This window comes from Ciceribacter azotifigens, from assembly GCF_048159625.1.
Lineage (GTDB): Bacteria > Pseudomonadota > Alphaproteobacteria > Rhizobiales > Rhizobiaceae > Allorhizobium > Allorhizobium azotifigens.
Window position 1 is genome coordinate 137,766 of the sequence record NZ_JBLQTA010000008.1, and the last position, 15,996, is coordinate 153,761.

The following is a 15,996-nucleotide window of genomic DNA, read 5'->3' on the forward strand; positions in this document are numbered from 1 at the left end:
GACGCCATGGACGACAACAGCGATCTCTTTGCCGGCATGCCGCTCGGCCCGAGGCCCGAGCAGACCCCTGCCCCGACCACGCCATCCGAGCCTTCGAACGAGGCCGTGAAGCCGCGTGCCGCGCCCGCTTCGTCGACCGATAGCGAATACGGCGCTTCCTCGATCCGCGTGCTCGAGGGACTGGAGCCGGTGCGCATGCGTCCCGGCATGTATATCGGCGGCACCGACGAAAAGGCGCTTCATCACCTCTTCGCCGAAGTCATCGACAACTCGATGGACGAGGCGGTGGCCGGCCATGCCGACTTCATCGACGTTCATCTCGACGCTGAAGGCTTCCTGACCGTCACCGACAACGGCCGCGGCATTCCCGTGGAGAACCATCCGCAGGTGCCGGGCAAGTCGACGCTCGAAGTCATCATGACCAAGCTGCATGCCGGCGGCAAGTTCGACGGCAAGGCGTACGAGACGTCCGGCGGTCTCCACGGGGTCGGCGTTTCCGTCGTCAACGCGCTCTCCGACATCCTCGAAGTCGAGGTCGCGCGCAACCGGAAGCTCTATCGCCAGCGCTTCTCCCGTGGCGTGCCGCTCGGCGGCCTCGAGGAACTCGGCGAGGTCCATAATCGCCGCGGCACACGGGTGCGCTTCCATCCCGACCCGCAGATCTTCGGCGACAAGGCGCGGTTCGAGGCGGCACGCATCTTCCGAATGGCCCGCTCCAAGGCCTACCTTTTCGGCGGCGTCGAAATTCGCTGGTCCTGCGATCCGGGCCTGGTGCCGGAGGGAGGCGAGGTCCCGGAAAAGGCGGTCTTCCACTTCCCCGGCGGCTTGAAGGATTATCTGGCGGCGACGCTCGGCAAGGATTTTACCGTTACCCGCGAAATCTTCGCCGGCAAAACGGAAAAGACCGGGGGCCACGGCGCCATGGAATGGGCCGTCACCTGGTATGGCGGCGACCCGGCACTGCACTCCTACTGCAACACGATCCCCACGCCGGAAGGCGGAACGCACGAAGCGGGCCTGCGCATCGCGCTCACCAAGGGGCTGAAGAACTACGCCGAACTGACGCAGAACAAGCGCGCGCAGCAGATCACCACCGACGACGTGATGATCTCGGCCGTCGGCATGCTCTCCGTCTTCATCCGCGAGCCGGAATTCGTCGGCCAGACCAAGGACAAGCTCGCGACCGTCGAAGCCCAGCGCATCGTCGAGAATGTACTGCGCGATCCCTTCGACCATTACCTCGCCGACAATCCGGCCGAAGCGGCAAAGCTGCTCGACTGGGTGATCGAGCGCGCCGAGGAACGCCTCCGGCGGCGCAAGGAAAAGGAAGTCAACCGCAAGACGGCCGTGCGCAAGTTGCGCCTACCCGGCAAGCTCGCCGATTGCGCCCAGAATACCGCGGAGGGTGCCGAGCTCTTCATCGTCGAAGGCGATTCGGCCGGCGGCTCGGCCAAGCAGGCGCGCAACCGTTCCAATCAAGCGATCCTGCCGCTGCGCGGCAAGATCCTCAACGTCGGCAATGCCAGCCGCGAAAAGCTGATGGCAAACCAGCAGATCGCCGATCTCGTTCAGGCCCTCGGTTGCGGCACCCGCGCGAAATACCGCGACGAGGACCTGCGCTACGAACGCATCATCGTCATGACCGATGCGGACGTCGACGGCGCGCACATCGCCTCTCTGCTCATCACCTTCTTCTATCAGGAGATGCCGGAACTCATCCGCGGCAATCACCTCTACCTCGCCGTGCCGCCGCTTTATGTCATCCGTCAGGGTGCCAAGACCGTGTACGCCCGCGACGACGCGCACCGGGCGGAACTGATGGAGACCGTGTTCAAGGGCAAGAAGGTCGAAGTGGGTCGCTTCAAAGGTCTCGGAGAGATGATGCCGGCCCAGCTCAAGGAGACGACCATGGACCCCGGCAAGCGGACGCTGCTGCGGGTGGAGATCGACGACGTCGACTTCGAAGGCACCCGCGATGCGGTGGATGCGCTGATGGGCTCGAAGCCGGAGGCCCGTTTCCGCTTCATCCAGGAGCGCGCGATCTTCGCCGAAAACCTCGACATCTGACGGCAGCGCCGCGAGGCCCGTGGCGACCTCAGTGTTCGCAGGCCCGGCTGGAGATGTCATTAGGCAGACGCAAACATCCCTGATATAAGAGCGACAGTCGTTGTCCGGCGCCGCTCGCAAAGTGCGGCCGGGCGACCCTTTGAATATATGGCACATCCGCCCGCAAACCGGTCGACCGAGGGACGTGGCGCCTGTCGCCGGCCGGACAGATCGAGTAGCCTACCGTCGTGAGCATGACCGAAAACAACAAGAAACCGAACGCACCACGCTGGCTCGGGCCGGTGGCTCCGAGCCGGACGGCGCTCATTCCGCCGATTTCCGCAGCCCGCTGGCTCCTCGTCCTGATTGTAATCGCCGGCATCTATTTCTTCCACGGTTTCGTGGTGCCGGTGCTAGCCGCGCTGGTGATCGCTTTCGCGAGTTGGCCGCTCTACAAGGAACTCCTGCGCAGGATCGGCGGCAACACCACGATCGGCGCAACGCTCGCCATCCTTTTCATCATCGCCTTCCTGGTCGTGCCGATCGGCATCGCCGTCAGCTACACGATCGGCGAGGTGCGCCAGTGGATCGGCTGGGCACTCGAGGTCAACCGCTCCGGTGCGCCGCCGCCGGACTGGATCACCGCGCTGCCGGGCGTCGGGCCATGGCTTGGCGAAAAGTGGCAGGAGCACATCGGTTCTCCGGGCGCCATCGGCGAACTCATCCAGATCGTCAGCGGCGCCAACATCGGCAACATATACCGGGCACTGATCGCTGCGGGCGATGGTGCCTTCCATCTGCTGCTGACGCTGCTCTTCATGCTGATCGCGCTGTTCTTCGCCTACCGTGACGGCTCGAACTTCACGCGCCAGCTCGATCTGCTCGGCGAACGCATCCTCCCGACGCGCTGGGAACGCATCTCCCGCGTCGTTCCGGCGACAATCAGTTCGACGGTCACCGGCATGACCCTGATCGCGATCGGCGAAGGCATCGTACTCGGCACCGCCTATTGGCTGGCCAGTGTTCCCTCGCCGGTGACGCTCGGGGTTCTCACAGGCGTGATGGCGCTGGTCCCAGGCGGCGCGCCGCTCTCGTTCACGCTCGTCTCCTTCTATCTGCTCGCGCGCGGTTCTTACGTCGCTGGCATCGGGCTCCTCGCCTGGGGCACGGTCGAACTCTTCATCGTCGACAAGACCGTTCGTCCGCGTCTCGTCGGCGGACCAATCAAACTGCCGTTCCTGCCGACCTTCTTCGGTCTCGTCGGCGGCGTGAAGACCATGGGATTCCTCGGCCTCTTCATCGGCCCGGTGCTGATGGCACTCATCGTGTCGATCTGGAGGGAATGGATGCGCGAGGTCGAGCTTTCCGAGACGCGCGATGCGGACGGCGTCGAACCGGTGATCGATGAACTGCCGCCCGAGACACCCCTGATCCGCAAGGCGTCCGATCCCTGAGGAATGCCGCGGGAAACCTCTCCCGCATCAGCAGCCGGCAGAGCCGCAGGCGCCCGATCGACAGGCCTCGCGCCTCGTCGATCAAGCGACATCCAAGCAAGACGTCGTGCATTGAATTCCGTTCAGGATCGGAATTCGCCATGGTGTCGCTGGAATGGCGGCGTTAACAGGTCTTCGCGAGATGCAGATTCGGGGGATTACGCCGCATGAAGACCGCCGCCATCATGATGACCATTCTCGGCTGCGACGACAGCGTCAGCCAGTGCCACTACATCGATACGGCCGACCAGAAATGGGTTTCGATCGAGCTTTGCCACGCCGCCTCGGAACAGGTGCTCGAAGGCTATTCGGGCGCCAGCTATCCGATGGTGATCGCCGTTTGCCAACCACCGGAGAATGCCGGAAACGACACCGTGACCGTCCCGCAGACAGCGGAGGCGTCGCCGGCCGAGGCGGCAAAACCGCCCGTCGAGGAACAGGAAGGCCTTGCGGCAAGAGCCGTTGCGAAGATCCGTGGCGTGCTGCCCGGAACCGAACGGATCAAAATGGTGTTCGAAACACCCCTGCACGTGGTGGCAGACGGCTATTCCTGGGTCGCCAAGAAACTCACGCGCTGAGGGTTCTCAGGCTGCCGTCAGCGCAAGCCCGGTCGCGTAATCGCGGGCGAGACGGCGCTGGTCGATGATCGCGAGTTTCTCGACCATGTCCAGAAGCGCCCTCGCGGCCTCGCGTTCCGGCGGAGCCTTGCGATAATGCTCGATGAGACGGGCCGAGATGCTCTCCATCTCGCTGCCGCACGCGGCCCGGATGGCGGTACGCCAGAGCATGATCGCCTCCACGAAGACCGAGCTCAGCTCGCGCTGCAACCCCGTGGTCTCGAGGAGCGCCCTGACGGCATGGAAGCGGCCGGTGGCGAGGATCGAGCGCACGCGCCGTTCCTCGATCCCCGACAGGCTGACGATGCCGGCAGCAAAGAAGTCGGTACGCCCCGAACACAGTGCGTGCATGAGGAAGGCGGGCGTCAGCCGCCCGGTGTCCCGCAAATGTTCGACGAGCGCGGGCAGTTCGTCGGGCAGGACATTGGCGGCGATAGTGATAGTGGCACTGGCACCGGCCTCGCGGATCAGGTGTTCGATGCGGCGGCTGTCGACTGTTCCCCTGACTAGGCCGAAACTGGCAAGCGCCTCCGTCACATGCTGGACGAGCAACTGGCGGGCGTCTGCCGGCAGGTCGTTCCGATCGAGCAGCAGCGCGCGGACATTCTCGTCGCCGCCATGCCTCTCAGCGATCCGCTTCAGCGTGAAGCGCGCGATCGCGGCAGACGGGTTTTCGAGCAGTACCACGATCTCCTCGGCATCGCCGATCTCGGCGAGCGCGGCGGCAAGTCCACGACCCACCGACGGGCGGGCAGCAATCAGCATGCGAGCGGCAGTCGATCCCCGGCCGGCGAGGTCGACGAGATCCGACTCACTGAGAACGGGTGAGCGGAGGATCACCTGCGAGGCGATCTCCGGCTGGTCCTCCGCGAGCGATATCATCAGGGCGCGTGGAGCTTCCGGCGAATCGGAAAGCGCCTCGGCGAGTGCGAGGCGGACCCGCGGCGACGGATCGTCCAGCAGATATGTCATCGCCACCTTGGCGGCACGCCGCTCTTCAACGGCCATGGTCGAGCGCAGGAATGCCCGTGCAAGGGCATTGGCCGCCCGCGCCCGGTCGCCCGCCCTTGCGGTCTCAACCCAACGAAGAAATGTCTCTACGATCAATTCCAGCCCCAGCGGATGCAAGCGAGTCCCCATGGCCTTTCAGCCACGGTTTCACACTACCGCCAAAGTGTTTAAGATTGGTTCACCATATTCGTTAACCACGAGGTTTCCCTTGAAAACATGTGGGCGGTTTGAGCTCGGCGGACGACGCGTCCGATCCGTGCTTCTCGTTGAGCTTTCCGATCGGCAGGACATGGCGGACGCCGACGCCGTCGCTCTCGACCTGCGTGCGGATCGCGGGCAGGACGTGGGCATAGCAGGAGAAACGGTGAGCGCTTTCGTCCGAAAAATCGGCGCGAGCGAGACACCGCCGTCCTTTTTTGCGCTTGTCCCGCCGCCTCTCGACACGGACGCCCTCGCCCTTGTGCTATCGCTCATCGTCCCTCATCAGCCGGATGCTATCCTGCTCAGCGGTGCGACCTGCGGCGCGGACGTCGAGAAAGCCGATGTGATGCTCTCGGTGGAAGAAGCGAAGGCGGGCCTCACGGTCGGCCGCACCGCGATCCTTGCGCTTGCCGGCGACAATCCGGCGGGAGCCTTGTCGGCAGCGAGCTTTGCCGGAAAATCGAAACGTCTGGCGGGGCTCGCCTGGAGCCCGGCGGCGCTTGGCGAAAGTCTCGGAACCTCCGTCGCCGTCTCCTCCTCGCACCTTCCCTCTGGCCTGGCAACCGCGCGCGGGCTGATCTTGCTCGGCGCAGCGTCAGCCGGCGTCGCGGCGATCGACTGGCTTGGTGCGAAGTCCAAAGAGGACGGCGTGTCCGAGGCGTGCCGGACGGCGCTGCAGGATGGTTTTTCGGCCATGATCTGCGAGCGGCCGGAACAGGTCGCGACCGTCAACCGTCTCCTCTCCTGAGAGAGACTTCAGGTTCGCGCGGGCGGAGCCGGACGCAGGAGTTCGAAGGTTTCCGAGGCCTCGGCATAATCCATGTAGCCCATTCGCGCGATCGGCCGTGCCAGCGCGGCGTCGAAACGACCGTCACGCAGCACCCGCTCGTCAATGTGGATGCCGAGCACCTCGCCAAAGACTGCGTAGTTGTCGGAGAATCCGCCGGCAGCCGTCTTCAGCCGGTGGATTTCCGTGACCTTGCACTCGAAGGCCGCAAGCGCCTCGCCGACATACGGCGCATCGACCAGTTCTCCCGGCCGTGGCGTGAGGCCGGCGATCGAAAACTCGTCGACGCCATAGGGCACGACGACGGACGATTCGTTCATCGGCGTCAGTATCTCGGCGCCGACGAAGTTGGTGGTGAAGACACCGGTCTCTTCGACGTTGCGCAGCGTATCCTTTCGTCCACTCGACGAGAACATCACGATCTTCGGCCGGTCGCTGACAGCGTTGAAGAAGGAGTACGGAGAGAGATTGATCAACCCGCCCCTCCCCTTCGAGCCGATCCAGCCGATCGGCCGCGGCGTCACGATCGCCTTGAAGGGATCGTGCGGCAGGCCGTGGAGGTTCGTGTCGGTGGTATAAAACATCATTCCTCCCCGCCGACCCAGGTCACCACCTCGGCGAGCGGCGGGCGCGGGCGCTCGGTGACGGGGAAGGTCGTCGAGCCAATGTGGATGAAGCCTGCGACCTTTTCTCCCGGAGCGATGCCGAGCAAGGGATAGGCGCCCTCGTCATAGGCGAACCATTCCGTCAGCCAGTTGGAGGCGTAGCCGTACGCGTTGGCCGCCATCAGCAGGTTGAGGCAGACGGCACCGGCCGACATCAGTTGTTCCCAGTCAGGGATCTTTTGATGCGGAGCAGCGCGGCTGACGACGGCGATCACGACCGGCGCCCGGGTAAACCGGGTCTTCTCTACGGCCTGCATCTCGCCGCTCAGGTCCGGGTTCCTCTCCAGCGCCATTGCGAGCAGCGCGTCGCCGATCCGTGCCCGTTCGGCACCCCGATAGACAATGAAGCGCCAGGGCGCCAGCTTGCCGTGATCCGGAACCCTGACGGCCAGCGTCAGAATCGCTTCGATCTCCTCCCTCGACGGCCCGGGTTCACACATCTGGAAGGCGGGCACGGAGCGGCGAGTCGCCAGATACTCGGCAAGGTGGATGTCTTTTTTCATGTTGATTTGCTTTCCCTTTGGCTGGCACGACGGACAAGTCTTGAAATTGCCATCGCATTCGGATTGAAGTTGCTTCCATTGGTGAGGAAGTCAACTGATTGTGCGTTCTATGAGAGTTCATCGTTTTGTCGCCCGCCTGGCGCTCATGCTGGCGGTCAGCCTGCCGGCAATGCCGTCGACGGGCGCCGATGACGCGTTCAAGTCGTTCAAGCAACTCGACAGCACCACCAAGATGCCGAAACTCAAGGCCTTCTCGCCCGATTTCGGTGAAACGCTGAAGCCGCCGGTCGCCAAGAACATCCTCTTCGAGGCCAAGCTCACCGGCGATGGCGCGCCCGTCCAGCAAGGCCTCTCCTGGCGGGTCTTCAGCCCGATTCCCGCCGACGACGGCAAGTTGCCGCTCGTCGCAAGCTCCGAGGGCGGATCGGCCGACTTCCAGCTTTCGCCGGGCGAGTATTTCGTCAACGTCTCGTTTGGCCGTGCCGGTGCCACCAAGAAACTCACGGTTCCGGAGAGCGGCGACATCGAGACGCAGGTGCTGGTGCTGGACGCCGGCGGCATGCTGCTCAACGCCGTTTCGGGCGACGACACACGGATACCGACAGCCGAACTAAAATTCAGTGTCTATTCCTCCGAAACGCAGGAAGATGGCGAGCGCGGGCTGGTGATGGCCGACGTCAAGCCGAACACCATCGTGCGGCTGAACGCAGGGACCTACCACGTCGTTTCGGAATATGGTTCGGTCAATGCCGTGGTGCGCGCCGACCTGAAGGTCGAAGCCGGCAAACTCACCGAAGCAACCATTCAGCACCGCGCCTCGCAGATCAGCTTCAAGCTGGTGTCCGAGGCCGGCGGAGAAGCCATCGCAGACACCGCCTGGTCGATCCTGACCGCCTCCGGCGACGTGGTCGCCGAAAGCGTCAGCGCCTTCCCGGTCATGGTCCTCGCCGAAGGCGGCTACACGGCGATCGCCCGCAACAAGGACAAGATTTACCAGAAGGACTTCACCGTCGAAGCCGGCCACAACGTCGACGTGGAACTGATCCTGAACTGACGCGCTCGTCGGCCCTCCCGTTCCTCTCTAAAAGCACAAAAGAAAACCGGCGGGCTCCGAAGAACCCGCCGGCGCACATTCGCGATCGCGCACCGGTCAGGCGCGGGCGTTCTTCGCCTCAACCTTGCGCTTGACGTCGGGCGCCGTCGCTTCCCACGAGAGCGCGGCAACGGCCTCGTCGAGCGACATCGACACCTGCTCCTGCGAACCGAGGCGACGGATATTGACCGTGCGCTCTTCAGCCTCCCGCTTGCCGCAGACGATGATCACCGGAACCTTGGTCACGGAGTGCTCGCGGACCTTGTAGTTGATCTTCTCGTTGCGGAAGTCGGTCTCCACCGTCATTCCGGCTTCGCGCAGGGCTTCGGCCACTTCGTTGCCGTAGGCGTCGGCATCCGAGGTGATCGTCGCGACGACCACCTGGACCGGTGCGATCCAGAGCGGCATATGGCCGGCGAAGTTCTCGATCAGGATGCCGAGGAAGCGTTCCATCGATCCGCAGATCGCCCGGTGGATCATCACCGGCTGGGTCTTCTCCGAGTTCTGGTCGATGTAGAAGGCGCCGAAGCGCTCCGGCAGGTTGAAGTCGACCTGGGTCGTACCGCACTGCCATTCACGGCCGATCGCGTCCTTCAGCGTGTATTCGAACTTCGGCCCGTAGAAGGCGCCCTCGCCCGGCAGGATGCCGGTCTTGATGCGGCCACCCGACTGCGCCTCGATTTTCTGCAGGACTTCCATCATGACGCCCTCGGCGCGGTCCCAGAGCTCGTCGGAACCGACGCGCTTCTCCGGACGGGTCGAGAGCTTAACAACGACCTCGTCGAAGCCGAAGTCCTTGTAGACCGAAAGGATCAGGTCGTTGATGCGCAGGCATTCCGCCGCCATCTGTTCGTCGGTGCAGAAGACGTGCGCATCGTCCTGCGTGAAGCCGCGCACCCGCATCAGGCCGTGCAGAGCACCCGATGGCTCATATCGATGAACGATACCGAATTCCGCAAGCCTGACGGGAAGTTCCCGGTACGATTTAAGGCCGTGCTTGAAGATTTGCACGTGACCGGGGCAGTTCATCGGTTTCAGTGCGAAGACGCGATCGTCGTCGGTGTCGTCGCCGGCGACCGTCACCTTGAACATGTTGTCGCGGTACCAGCCCCAGTGACCGGAGATTTCCCACAGCGACTTGTCGAGCACCTGCGGCGCATTGACCTCCTGGTAGGTGCCGGAGAGACGGCGGCGCATGTAGGAGACCAGCGTCTGGAACATGCGCCAGCCCTTGCCGTGCCAGAACACGACGCCGGGGCCCTCTTCCTGGAAATGGAAGAGATCCATTTCGCGGCCGAGCTTTCGGTGGTCGCGCTTTTCGGCTTCGGCCAGGATGTGCAGATAGTTGTCCAGCTCTTCCTGCTCGGCCCAGGCGGTGCCGTAGATGCGCGTCAGCATCGGATTGTTCGAGTCGCCACGCCAGTAGGCACCGGCAACCTTCATCAGCTTGAAGGCCGTCCCGATCTGTCCGGTGGAGGCCATATGCGGGCCGCGGCAGAGGTCGAACCAGTCACCCTGATAGTAGATCTTGAGATCCTGATCTTCCGGGATCGCATCCACGAGTTCGACCTTGTAGGCCTCACCCTTGGCGGCGAAGACTTCCTTGGCCTTGTTGCGCGGCCAGACTTCCTTGGTGAACGGCTTGTTGCGCTGGATGATCTCCTTCATCTTCTTCTCGATCTTCGGCAGATCGTCGGGCGTGAAGGGTTCTTCCTTGGCAAAGTCGTAATAGAATCCGTTCTCGATCACCGGACCGATCGTCACCTGGGTTCCCGGCCAGAGCTCCTGCACGGCCTCGGCCATGACGTGGGCGGCATCGTGACGGATCAGCTCCAGCGCGCGCGGATCGCTGCGGGTGACGATCTCGATCTTCGCGCCATCGGCAACCGGATCGGCGAGATCGGTCATCACGCCGTTCAGCGTGACGGCGACGGCCTTCTTGGCCAGCGACTTCGAGATCGATTCCGCGACGTCCCGACCAGTCGTGCCGGCAGGAAAGCTGCGCTCGGAACCATCGGGAAATGTGAGGGAAACGGAAGCAGACATGAGGTTCTCCTTATCCAGTCCCGCCAACGAATGCGGGTGGTGAAAGCGCCGGATTCGACCGGCCGTAACGTCGGCGTGATATCGGGAAATCCGGCGGGAGTAAAGGCGATTGCCGGTTAGGTGAGCCAGAACCGCTTCGCCGCCTCCGGCAGGCTGGAGAGTGCTCGATCCAGCACCGCTATGCCGAGCGTTTCGCGAAGGACCCACGCTACATCGGCGATCGCGCTGTCGGTCGAGAAATTGTGATCGGCCCGCAGCGCCTTTGCTTCCCGCGTCATCTCTTCCCTTGTGCCGAAGGCTTTCCGCGGCTCGTCGAGGTCCCAGTCGCGGATGAAGAGCGCGCGCAGGCAGACCGGCAGGACCTGTGCGAAGGCGACCACTTCGGCAGGCTCCAGACGACGGCGGAAAGTGCGTAGGACGCCGTCCACCATGGTGAAGGCCTGATTGGTGGTGACGAGGCCGGCGCGATCACGAACGGCGATCAGGAAATTCTCGAAATCCCATGAGGCCTGCCGGTACTCCATCGGAACTGTCATGACGCCGCGCCTCCCTCTGTTGCAGCAGCGGACTCCGACAAGATGCCGCCGCCCCGTCGCGCTCAGCGACCGATGTCCGGGCGGTGCAAACCGGGCTGCCGATAACGCCAGGGCGTCCACCAGTGAAAGCGCTCGTCCAGCCTCTCCGGCACCGGGTCGAAACCCCACGTTCCCCCCGGACCGCAGCGTCCGACGCGGAAGAGCGTGAGGAACCCGCCCGCCCACAGGCCGTGCCGGGCGATTGCCTCGTAGCCGTATTCCGAGCATGTCGGCATATGTCGGCAGGAATTGCCGACAAAGCTGGAGAGCGTCAGTTGATAGAGGCGGATGAGCCCCATGCCGAGGAGCCGGCCTGGCGTCCTGGCGAACGGACCGGACCAGTTGCGACCGCGACGCGCCGGCGGACCGTGGTCGTGACCGCCGCCACACTCGGGAGCATTGCACATCGTCAGCCTGCCACGGCCGCCAGCCGCTTCGCCTCGATCTGATCGATTGCGTCGACCACGGCGTCGAAGGTGAGCATGGTGGAGGCGTGCCGCGCCTTATAGTCTTTCACGGGTTTCAGGAACCGCATGTCCTCGAACCGGCCCGTCGGCCCGTCACCGTCGGCCTTCAGCATGGCGAGCATGTCTTCCCTCGCCTGGCGAAGCTCGTCCGCCGTCGCACCGACGACGTGACGCGCCATGATCGAGGACGACGCCTGCCCGAGGGCACAAGCCTTCACCTCGTGGGCGAAATCGGTGACAACGCCACCGTCCATCTTCAGGTAGACCCTGACCTTGGAGCCGCAGAGCTTGGAGTGCTTTTCGGAAACCGCATCGGCATCCGGCAAGGTTCCGATCCGCGCGATATTGCCGGCAAATTCGAGGATCTTGCTGTTGTAAATGTCGTCCATGCGCTATCGAACCTTAGAATGCGATGCTAGAAGCGGCCCATTCCGGGCAATTGTCGACGCCCCGGCAACAGTGTGTCGCACCGTCATTCCTTCACATGCCGCGTCGAGCTCACTATATAAGAAGTGCAAACGCGGTCCAAAGAAAACAAGAGCCTTGTCGCCGACGGCCACGGACAATCGAGAGATATGGGCTTGCCATCATGAGCCGAGTTACGCATTTACAGGCTGGACGAACACAAAACTCCGTCGTGCCGTCGACGGACCGGGAGACCGAAGGCATGGACGCATTCGCCAAGAAACTGTCGCAGGAGAGCGCTCGGCCGACCCGCGAGGAAGCGGAGGAAGCCGTTCGCGTGCTGCTGCGCTGGGCCGGCGATGATCCCACCCGCGAAGGATTGCTCGATACTCCGAAACGCGTGGTGAAGGCCTATAGCGAGCTTTTCGCAGGCTACGATGCCGACATCGAGGACGTGCTGGGCACGACTTTCGAGGAGGTCGCCGGCTATGACGACATCGTGCTTGTCCGTGACATTCCGTTCTTTTCCCATTGCGAGCATCACATGCTGCCGGTGATCGGCAAGGCGCACATCGCCTATCTGCCGTCCGGCCGCGTGCTCGGCCTCTCCAAAATCGCCCGCATCGTCGAGGTCTTCGCCCGCCGCCTGCAGACACAGGAAGCGATGACGGCACAGATTGCCGATGCGATCAATCAGGGCCTCAGCCCGCGCGGCGTCGCCGTCTTCATTGAAGCCGAGCACATGTGCATGGCCATGCGCGGAGTCCAGAAGTCCGGCTCCACGACACTCACCACCACCTTCACCGGCAGCTTCAAGGACAGCGCCGCCGAACAGGCGCGCTTCATGTCCATGGTGCGTGGCCGTTAACTGCCGCAACGCATCCGGAAGACCATCCATGACGATCACATTCGACCGCCCGCCTGCGGACAAGGGCGCGCTGGAGGCTGACGGGGCATTCACCCCGAAATTCGACACCAACGGGCTCGTGACCGCGGTCGTGACCGACGCGAAGGACGGCGAGCTGTTGATGGTCGCCCACATGGACGCCGAGGCGCTCGGCCTGACGCTGGAAACCGGGATCGCGCACTATTTCAGCCGCTCCCGCAACAAGATATGGAAGAAGGGCGAAACCTCCGGTAATCTCCAGCACGTAAGGGAAGTGCGCGTCGATTGCGATCAGGATGCCGTCTGGCTGAAGGTCGAGGTCGCCGGACACGACGCAACCTGTCACACCGGCCGCCGCTCGTGCTTCTACAGGCGTGTGACCACGGTCGGCAACGAGGCTCGCCTCGAGATAACCGATCACCACCGGCATTTCGATCCGGACACGGTCTACGACGACGCGACAAAGGGCTGAGTTCGGCCAGGATCGGCACCACGGCGCCCTTTCGCTAAACGATTTGGTAAGTCTCCGGTGCGTTAATCGAGGCATCGGGAGCGTTCAGCTTGAGGTGTGCGTAGATGCTGAACTGGAATATGAGGAACAATCCCTCTGCCGCGGGCACCGTCCGGGGAAGCGGCCAGGAGCCGATCGTCGTCGATCCCGGCCCTGCCCCCGTTCTGCCGAAGAAAGCTCCGATCGCACTTGCCCTCGGCGGCGGCGCCGCCCGTGGCTGGGCGCATATCGGCGTGCTTCGCGCACTCGATGAAGCAGGCGTCGAGGTCAGCATGATCGCCGGCACCTCGATCGGCGCGCTGGTCGGCGGCTGTTATCTGGCCGGCAAGCTCGACGAACTCGAACTTTTCGCACGCTCGCTGACGATGCGGCGCATTGCGTCGCTGCTCGACCTCACGATCGGCGGCGGCGGCCTCCTCGGTGGCATGCGCCTCACCAAACGGATGCAGGAACATCTGCAGGGACTGGCGATCGAGGATCTGCCCAAGCCCTTCGTTGCAGTCGCTACGGAGCTCATCACCGGTCACGAGGTATGGATCGACGGCGGTCCGCTGATCACGGCCTTGCGCGCGTCCTACGCGCTGCCCGGCATCTTCGAGCCGGTCCTGTGCAACAACCGCACCCTTATCGACGGAGCGCTCGTCAATCCTGTCCCGGTGTCCGTCTGCCGTGCCTACGAGCAGCCGCTCGTCATGGCGGTGAACCTCCACTACGACCTTTTCGGTCGCTCGGCCGTCGTCAAGCACAAGGCCGGCGAAGTGGTGACGCCCGAAGGCGAGACGCAAAAGCATCACGGTCGCCTCGGCATGACGGGCGTCATGGTGCAGGCCTTCAACATCATTCAGGACCGCATCTCGCGCGCGCGGCTTGCAGGAGACCCGCCGGACCTGGCACTGCAACCGCGCGTCAACGACATTGGCCTTTCGGAATTTCACCGCGCCGGCGAGGCAATCGACCGCGGCTACGAGGAAGCAAAGCTCCGCCTCGGCGAGTTGAAGCGGATGCAGGACTCCTTCGCCCGCTAAACGCCGCCGACCGCCGTCATCCGGCGATATAGGCCTTGATCTGTTCCGCTTCGGTTTCAATGTCGCGGATACGGGATTTCACGACATCCCCGATCGATATGATCCCGGCGAGCTTGCCATCTTTCTCCACAGGGACATGCCGGAACCGCCGTCCGGTCATCACTTCCATTAGTTCGTTGACGGTCGTCTCCTCGCTGCAGCGATGCACATTCTTGGTCATCACGGCGGCCACCGATTGGCTCAGGCTGATCGATCCGCTGCGGCCGATCGCCCGGACAAGGTCGCGCTCGGTGAAGATTCCTACGATCTGCCCCTTGGCATCGCAGACGACAGCAGCGCCGATATGGTTTTCCTCCAGGATACGGGCGGCGTCGGCAAGGGTTGTATCGGGCTTAATCGTGACGACGTTGCGGCCCTTTTCTTCGAGTATGCTCCTGACCGTTGCAGACATGGCTCCTCCTTTTCCAGATCGCTGGCATTCGATGGACCGCCGCCGGCCCCTCCCGGCCGCGACGGAACACTGAAAATCGTGCCCCTATTCAAGGAAGTTTGCAACAAGTTCGGCGGTTCGACCAACCCTGTGAAACGAGGGGTTTGCACTCTCGCCCCCCGGGCACCGGCTCAATTTCTCCGTAGCGGCCGATCGAAGGCGGCGAATCCCAGGAAACCGACCAGGAAGCCGCCGATATGTGCGTCCCAGGCGACGGCACCGGAGAGAGCGCCCACCAACGGCATCCCGATTGCGATCACAAGGTTGCCGAAGAGCCAGACTGCGATGAAGACGACCACCGTCCGCTGCCGGAGCGCCGCGAGTACCGAAAGTCTCGGAAGCGGCCGATCAGGCTGAACGCGAACCGAGCTGCCCGGTCCGAAGGCGAATCGGCACGCAGCCCCCATGAGTGCGGAGATGACGCCCGATGCGCCGATCATCAGTGTCGGCTGTCCCCAGTTCACGAGCGCGTGCACCAACGCTCCGCCAGCAGCCGATACGACCCACAGCGCGGCGAAGCGCCACCCACCGATGCGTCTGAGCACCGGCGTTCCGAACGCTGCCAGCCACAGGCCGTTGAAGGCAAGGTGTTCGAGACTGCCGTGAAGGAAGGAATAGGTCAGCGGCGTCCAGAGCCACTCGTAGCCCTGCTCGGAGAAACCGTAGACGTAACGCAGCGGCGAAAAACCGAATTCTATGACGAGCCACTCGGCCAGATTCGGCGACAACAGTGTCGACTGGACGAGATAGATGACGGCAAGCCCCGCGAGACAAAACAGGATGCCGGCCGGCATGTTGAAGACCGGCTGGCGCCCGGCGCCACCTTCGGCTGAATCACCACCCGGGCGATCGTCGCCCGAAGGCCGTGTCGGCATTTCATCCATGTCCGGCGTTTCCCTGTGACCGCTCACTACCCGGAGCCTTATCGCAGGCAAAGGGCAAAAAAAAGCCGTCCGGCTGATATCCGGACGGCCAATCGAATGCACGGGAAAACCGCGCCCGACAGTTGGTGCCGAAGGAGGCCCTTCGAATCAATAGGCACGATGTGCCACAGCCACTATTAGCGTGCAATCGAGTTTCGCAAACAAGATTAACCGCGGTGGCGCCACCGCTCCCGCTACGGATTGGCACAATACTCGCAAAACGTTCTGTTAACCGCCCGGAGGTAAGGATTT

The 15,996-nt window shown here is 63.4% G+C and carries 17 protein-coding genes; 8 read left to right on the forward strand and 9 right to left on the reverse strand.

The window, feature by feature from the left end; translation table 11 throughout:
* Positions 1–6 precede the first annotated feature (6 nt).
* The 3 genes from parE to ACM6UT_RS13520 all read left to right on the forward strand — a co-directional run bounded on the left by parE (position 7) and on the right by ACM6UT_RS13520 (position 4,117).
* Positions 7–2,067: a DNA topoisomerase IV subunit B gene (gene parE / locus ACM6UT_RS13510; RefSeq protein WP_416797865.1), complete on the forward strand. Its 2,061-nt coding sequence runs from the start codon at positions 7–9 to the stop codon at positions 2,065–2,067.
* Positions 2,068–2,300: 233 nt separating this feature from the next.
* Positions 2,301–3,500, forward strand: coding sequence for an AI-2E family transporter (locus ACM6UT_RS13515; protein ID WP_416797933.1), 1,200 nt, complete (start codon positions 2,301–2,303; stop codon positions 3,498–3,500).
* A 206-nt stretch (positions 3,501–3,706) separates the two neighbouring features.
* Entirely contained in the window at positions 3,707–4,117 is a 411-nt protein-coding gene (locus ACM6UT_RS13520; protein ID WP_416797866.1) for a hypothetical protein, read from the forward strand.
* 6 nt (positions 4,118–4,123) lie between these two features.
* On the opposite strand, the gene ACM6UT_RS13525 is transcribed toward ACM6UT_RS13520, so the two are convergent.
* Positions 4,124–5,296 (reverse strand): DUF2336 domain-containing protein, encoded by a 1,173-nt coding sequence (locus tag ACM6UT_RS13525; RefSeq protein ID WP_416797867.1) that lies wholly within the window; start codon positions 5,294–5,296, stop codon positions 4,124–4,126.
* 160 nt (positions 5,297–5,456) lie between these two features.
* Between ACM6UT_RS13525 and ACM6UT_RS13530 the strand changes: the two genes are divergently transcribed.
* Positions 5,457–6,116, forward strand: coding sequence for an aldolase/citrate lyase family protein (locus tag ACM6UT_RS13530; RefSeq protein WP_416797868.1), 660 nt, complete (start codon positions 5,457–5,459; stop codon positions 6,114–6,116).
* 8 nt (positions 6,117–6,124) lie between these two features.
* Here ACM6UT_RS13530 and ACM6UT_RS13535 read toward each other — a convergent pair whose 3' ends face one another.
* Positions 6,125–6,739, reverse strand: coding sequence for a flavin reductase family protein (locus ACM6UT_RS13535; protein WP_416797869.1), 615 nt, complete (start codon positions 6,737–6,739; stop codon positions 6,125–6,127).
* Entirely contained in the window at positions 6,739–7,323 is a 585-nt protein-coding gene (locus tag ACM6UT_RS13540) for a nitroreductase family protein (RefSeq protein ID WP_416797870.1), read from the reverse strand. The genes ACM6UT_RS13535 and ACM6UT_RS13540 overlap by 1 nt, the downstream gene beginning before the upstream one ends.
* A gap of 109 nt (positions 7,324–7,432) precedes the next feature.
* On the opposite strand from ACM6UT_RS13540, the gene ACM6UT_RS13545 reads away from it, so the two are divergent.
* Complete coding sequence (locus tag ACM6UT_RS13545) at positions 7,433–8,377, forward strand: hypothetical protein (protein ID WP_416797934.1); 945 nt, start codon at positions 7,433–7,435, stop codon at positions 8,375–8,377.
* Positions 8,378–8,473: 96 nt separating this feature from the next.
* On the opposite strand, the gene thrS is transcribed toward ACM6UT_RS13545, so the two are convergent.
* The 4 genes from thrS to ACM6UT_RS13565 all read right to left on the reverse strand — a co-directional run bounded on the left by thrS (position 8,474) and on the right by ACM6UT_RS13565 (position 11,893).
* Positions 8,474–10,462: a threonine--tRNA ligase gene (gene thrS / locus ACM6UT_RS13550; protein ID WP_416797871.1), complete on the reverse strand. Its 1,989-nt coding sequence runs from the start codon at positions 10,460–10,462 to the stop codon at positions 8,474–8,476.
* 116 nt (positions 10,463–10,578) lie between these two features.
* Positions 10,579–10,998 (reverse strand): DUF2267 domain-containing protein, encoded by a 420-nt coding sequence (locus ACM6UT_RS13555; protein WP_416797872.1) that lies wholly within the window; start codon positions 10,996–10,998, stop codon positions 10,579–10,581.
* 62 nt (positions 10,999–11,060) lie between these two features.
* On the reverse strand, positions 11,061–11,444 hold the full coding sequence (yidD, locus tag ACM6UT_RS13560; protein WP_416797873.1) for a membrane protein insertion efficiency factor YidD: 384 nt from the start codon (positions 11,442–11,444) through the stop codon (positions 11,061–11,063).
* A gap of 2 nt (positions 11,445–11,446) precedes the next feature.
* Entirely contained in the window at positions 11,447–11,893 is a 447-nt protein-coding gene (locus tag ACM6UT_RS13565) for an iron-sulfur cluster assembly scaffold protein (protein ID WP_416797875.1), read from the reverse strand.
* 278 nt (positions 11,894–12,171) lie between these two features.
* Here ACM6UT_RS13565 and folE point away from each other — a divergent pair, with 278 nt between their 5' ends.
* The 3 genes from folE to ACM6UT_RS13580 all read left to right on the forward strand — a co-directional run bounded on the left by folE (position 12,172) and on the right by ACM6UT_RS13580 (position 14,331).
* Positions 12,172–12,777, forward strand: a complete 606-nt coding sequence (gene folE, locus ACM6UT_RS13570; RefSeq protein WP_416797876.1) for a GTP cyclohydrolase I FolE — start codon at positions 12,172–12,174, stop codon at positions 12,775–12,777.
* 28 nt (positions 12,778–12,805) lie between these two features.
* Positions 12,806–13,267, forward strand: coding sequence for a phosphoribosyl-AMP cyclohydrolase (gene hisI / locus ACM6UT_RS13575; RefSeq protein WP_416797877.1), 462 nt, complete (start codon positions 12,806–12,808; stop codon positions 13,265–13,267).
* Between the two features lie 104 nt (positions 13,268–13,371).
* Complete coding sequence (locus tag ACM6UT_RS13580; RefSeq protein WP_416797878.1) at positions 13,372–14,331, forward strand: patatin-like phospholipase family protein; 960 nt, start codon at positions 13,372–13,374, stop codon at positions 14,329–14,331.
* Positions 14,332–14,347: 16 nt separating this feature from the next.
* Here the strand turns inward: ACM6UT_RS13580 and ACM6UT_RS13585 are convergent, their stop codons facing one another.
* Positions 14,348–14,782 (reverse strand): CBS domain-containing protein, encoded by a 435-nt coding sequence (locus tag ACM6UT_RS13585; protein WP_416797879.1) that lies wholly within the window; start codon positions 14,780–14,782, stop codon positions 14,348–14,350.
* 170 nt (positions 14,783–14,952) lie between these two features.
* On the reverse strand, positions 14,953–15,705 hold the full coding sequence (locus ACM6UT_RS13590) for a rhomboid family intramembrane serine protease (protein WP_416797880.1): 753 nt from the start codon (positions 15,703–15,705) through the stop codon (positions 14,953–14,955).
* Positions 15,706–15,996: the final 291 nt, after the last annotated feature.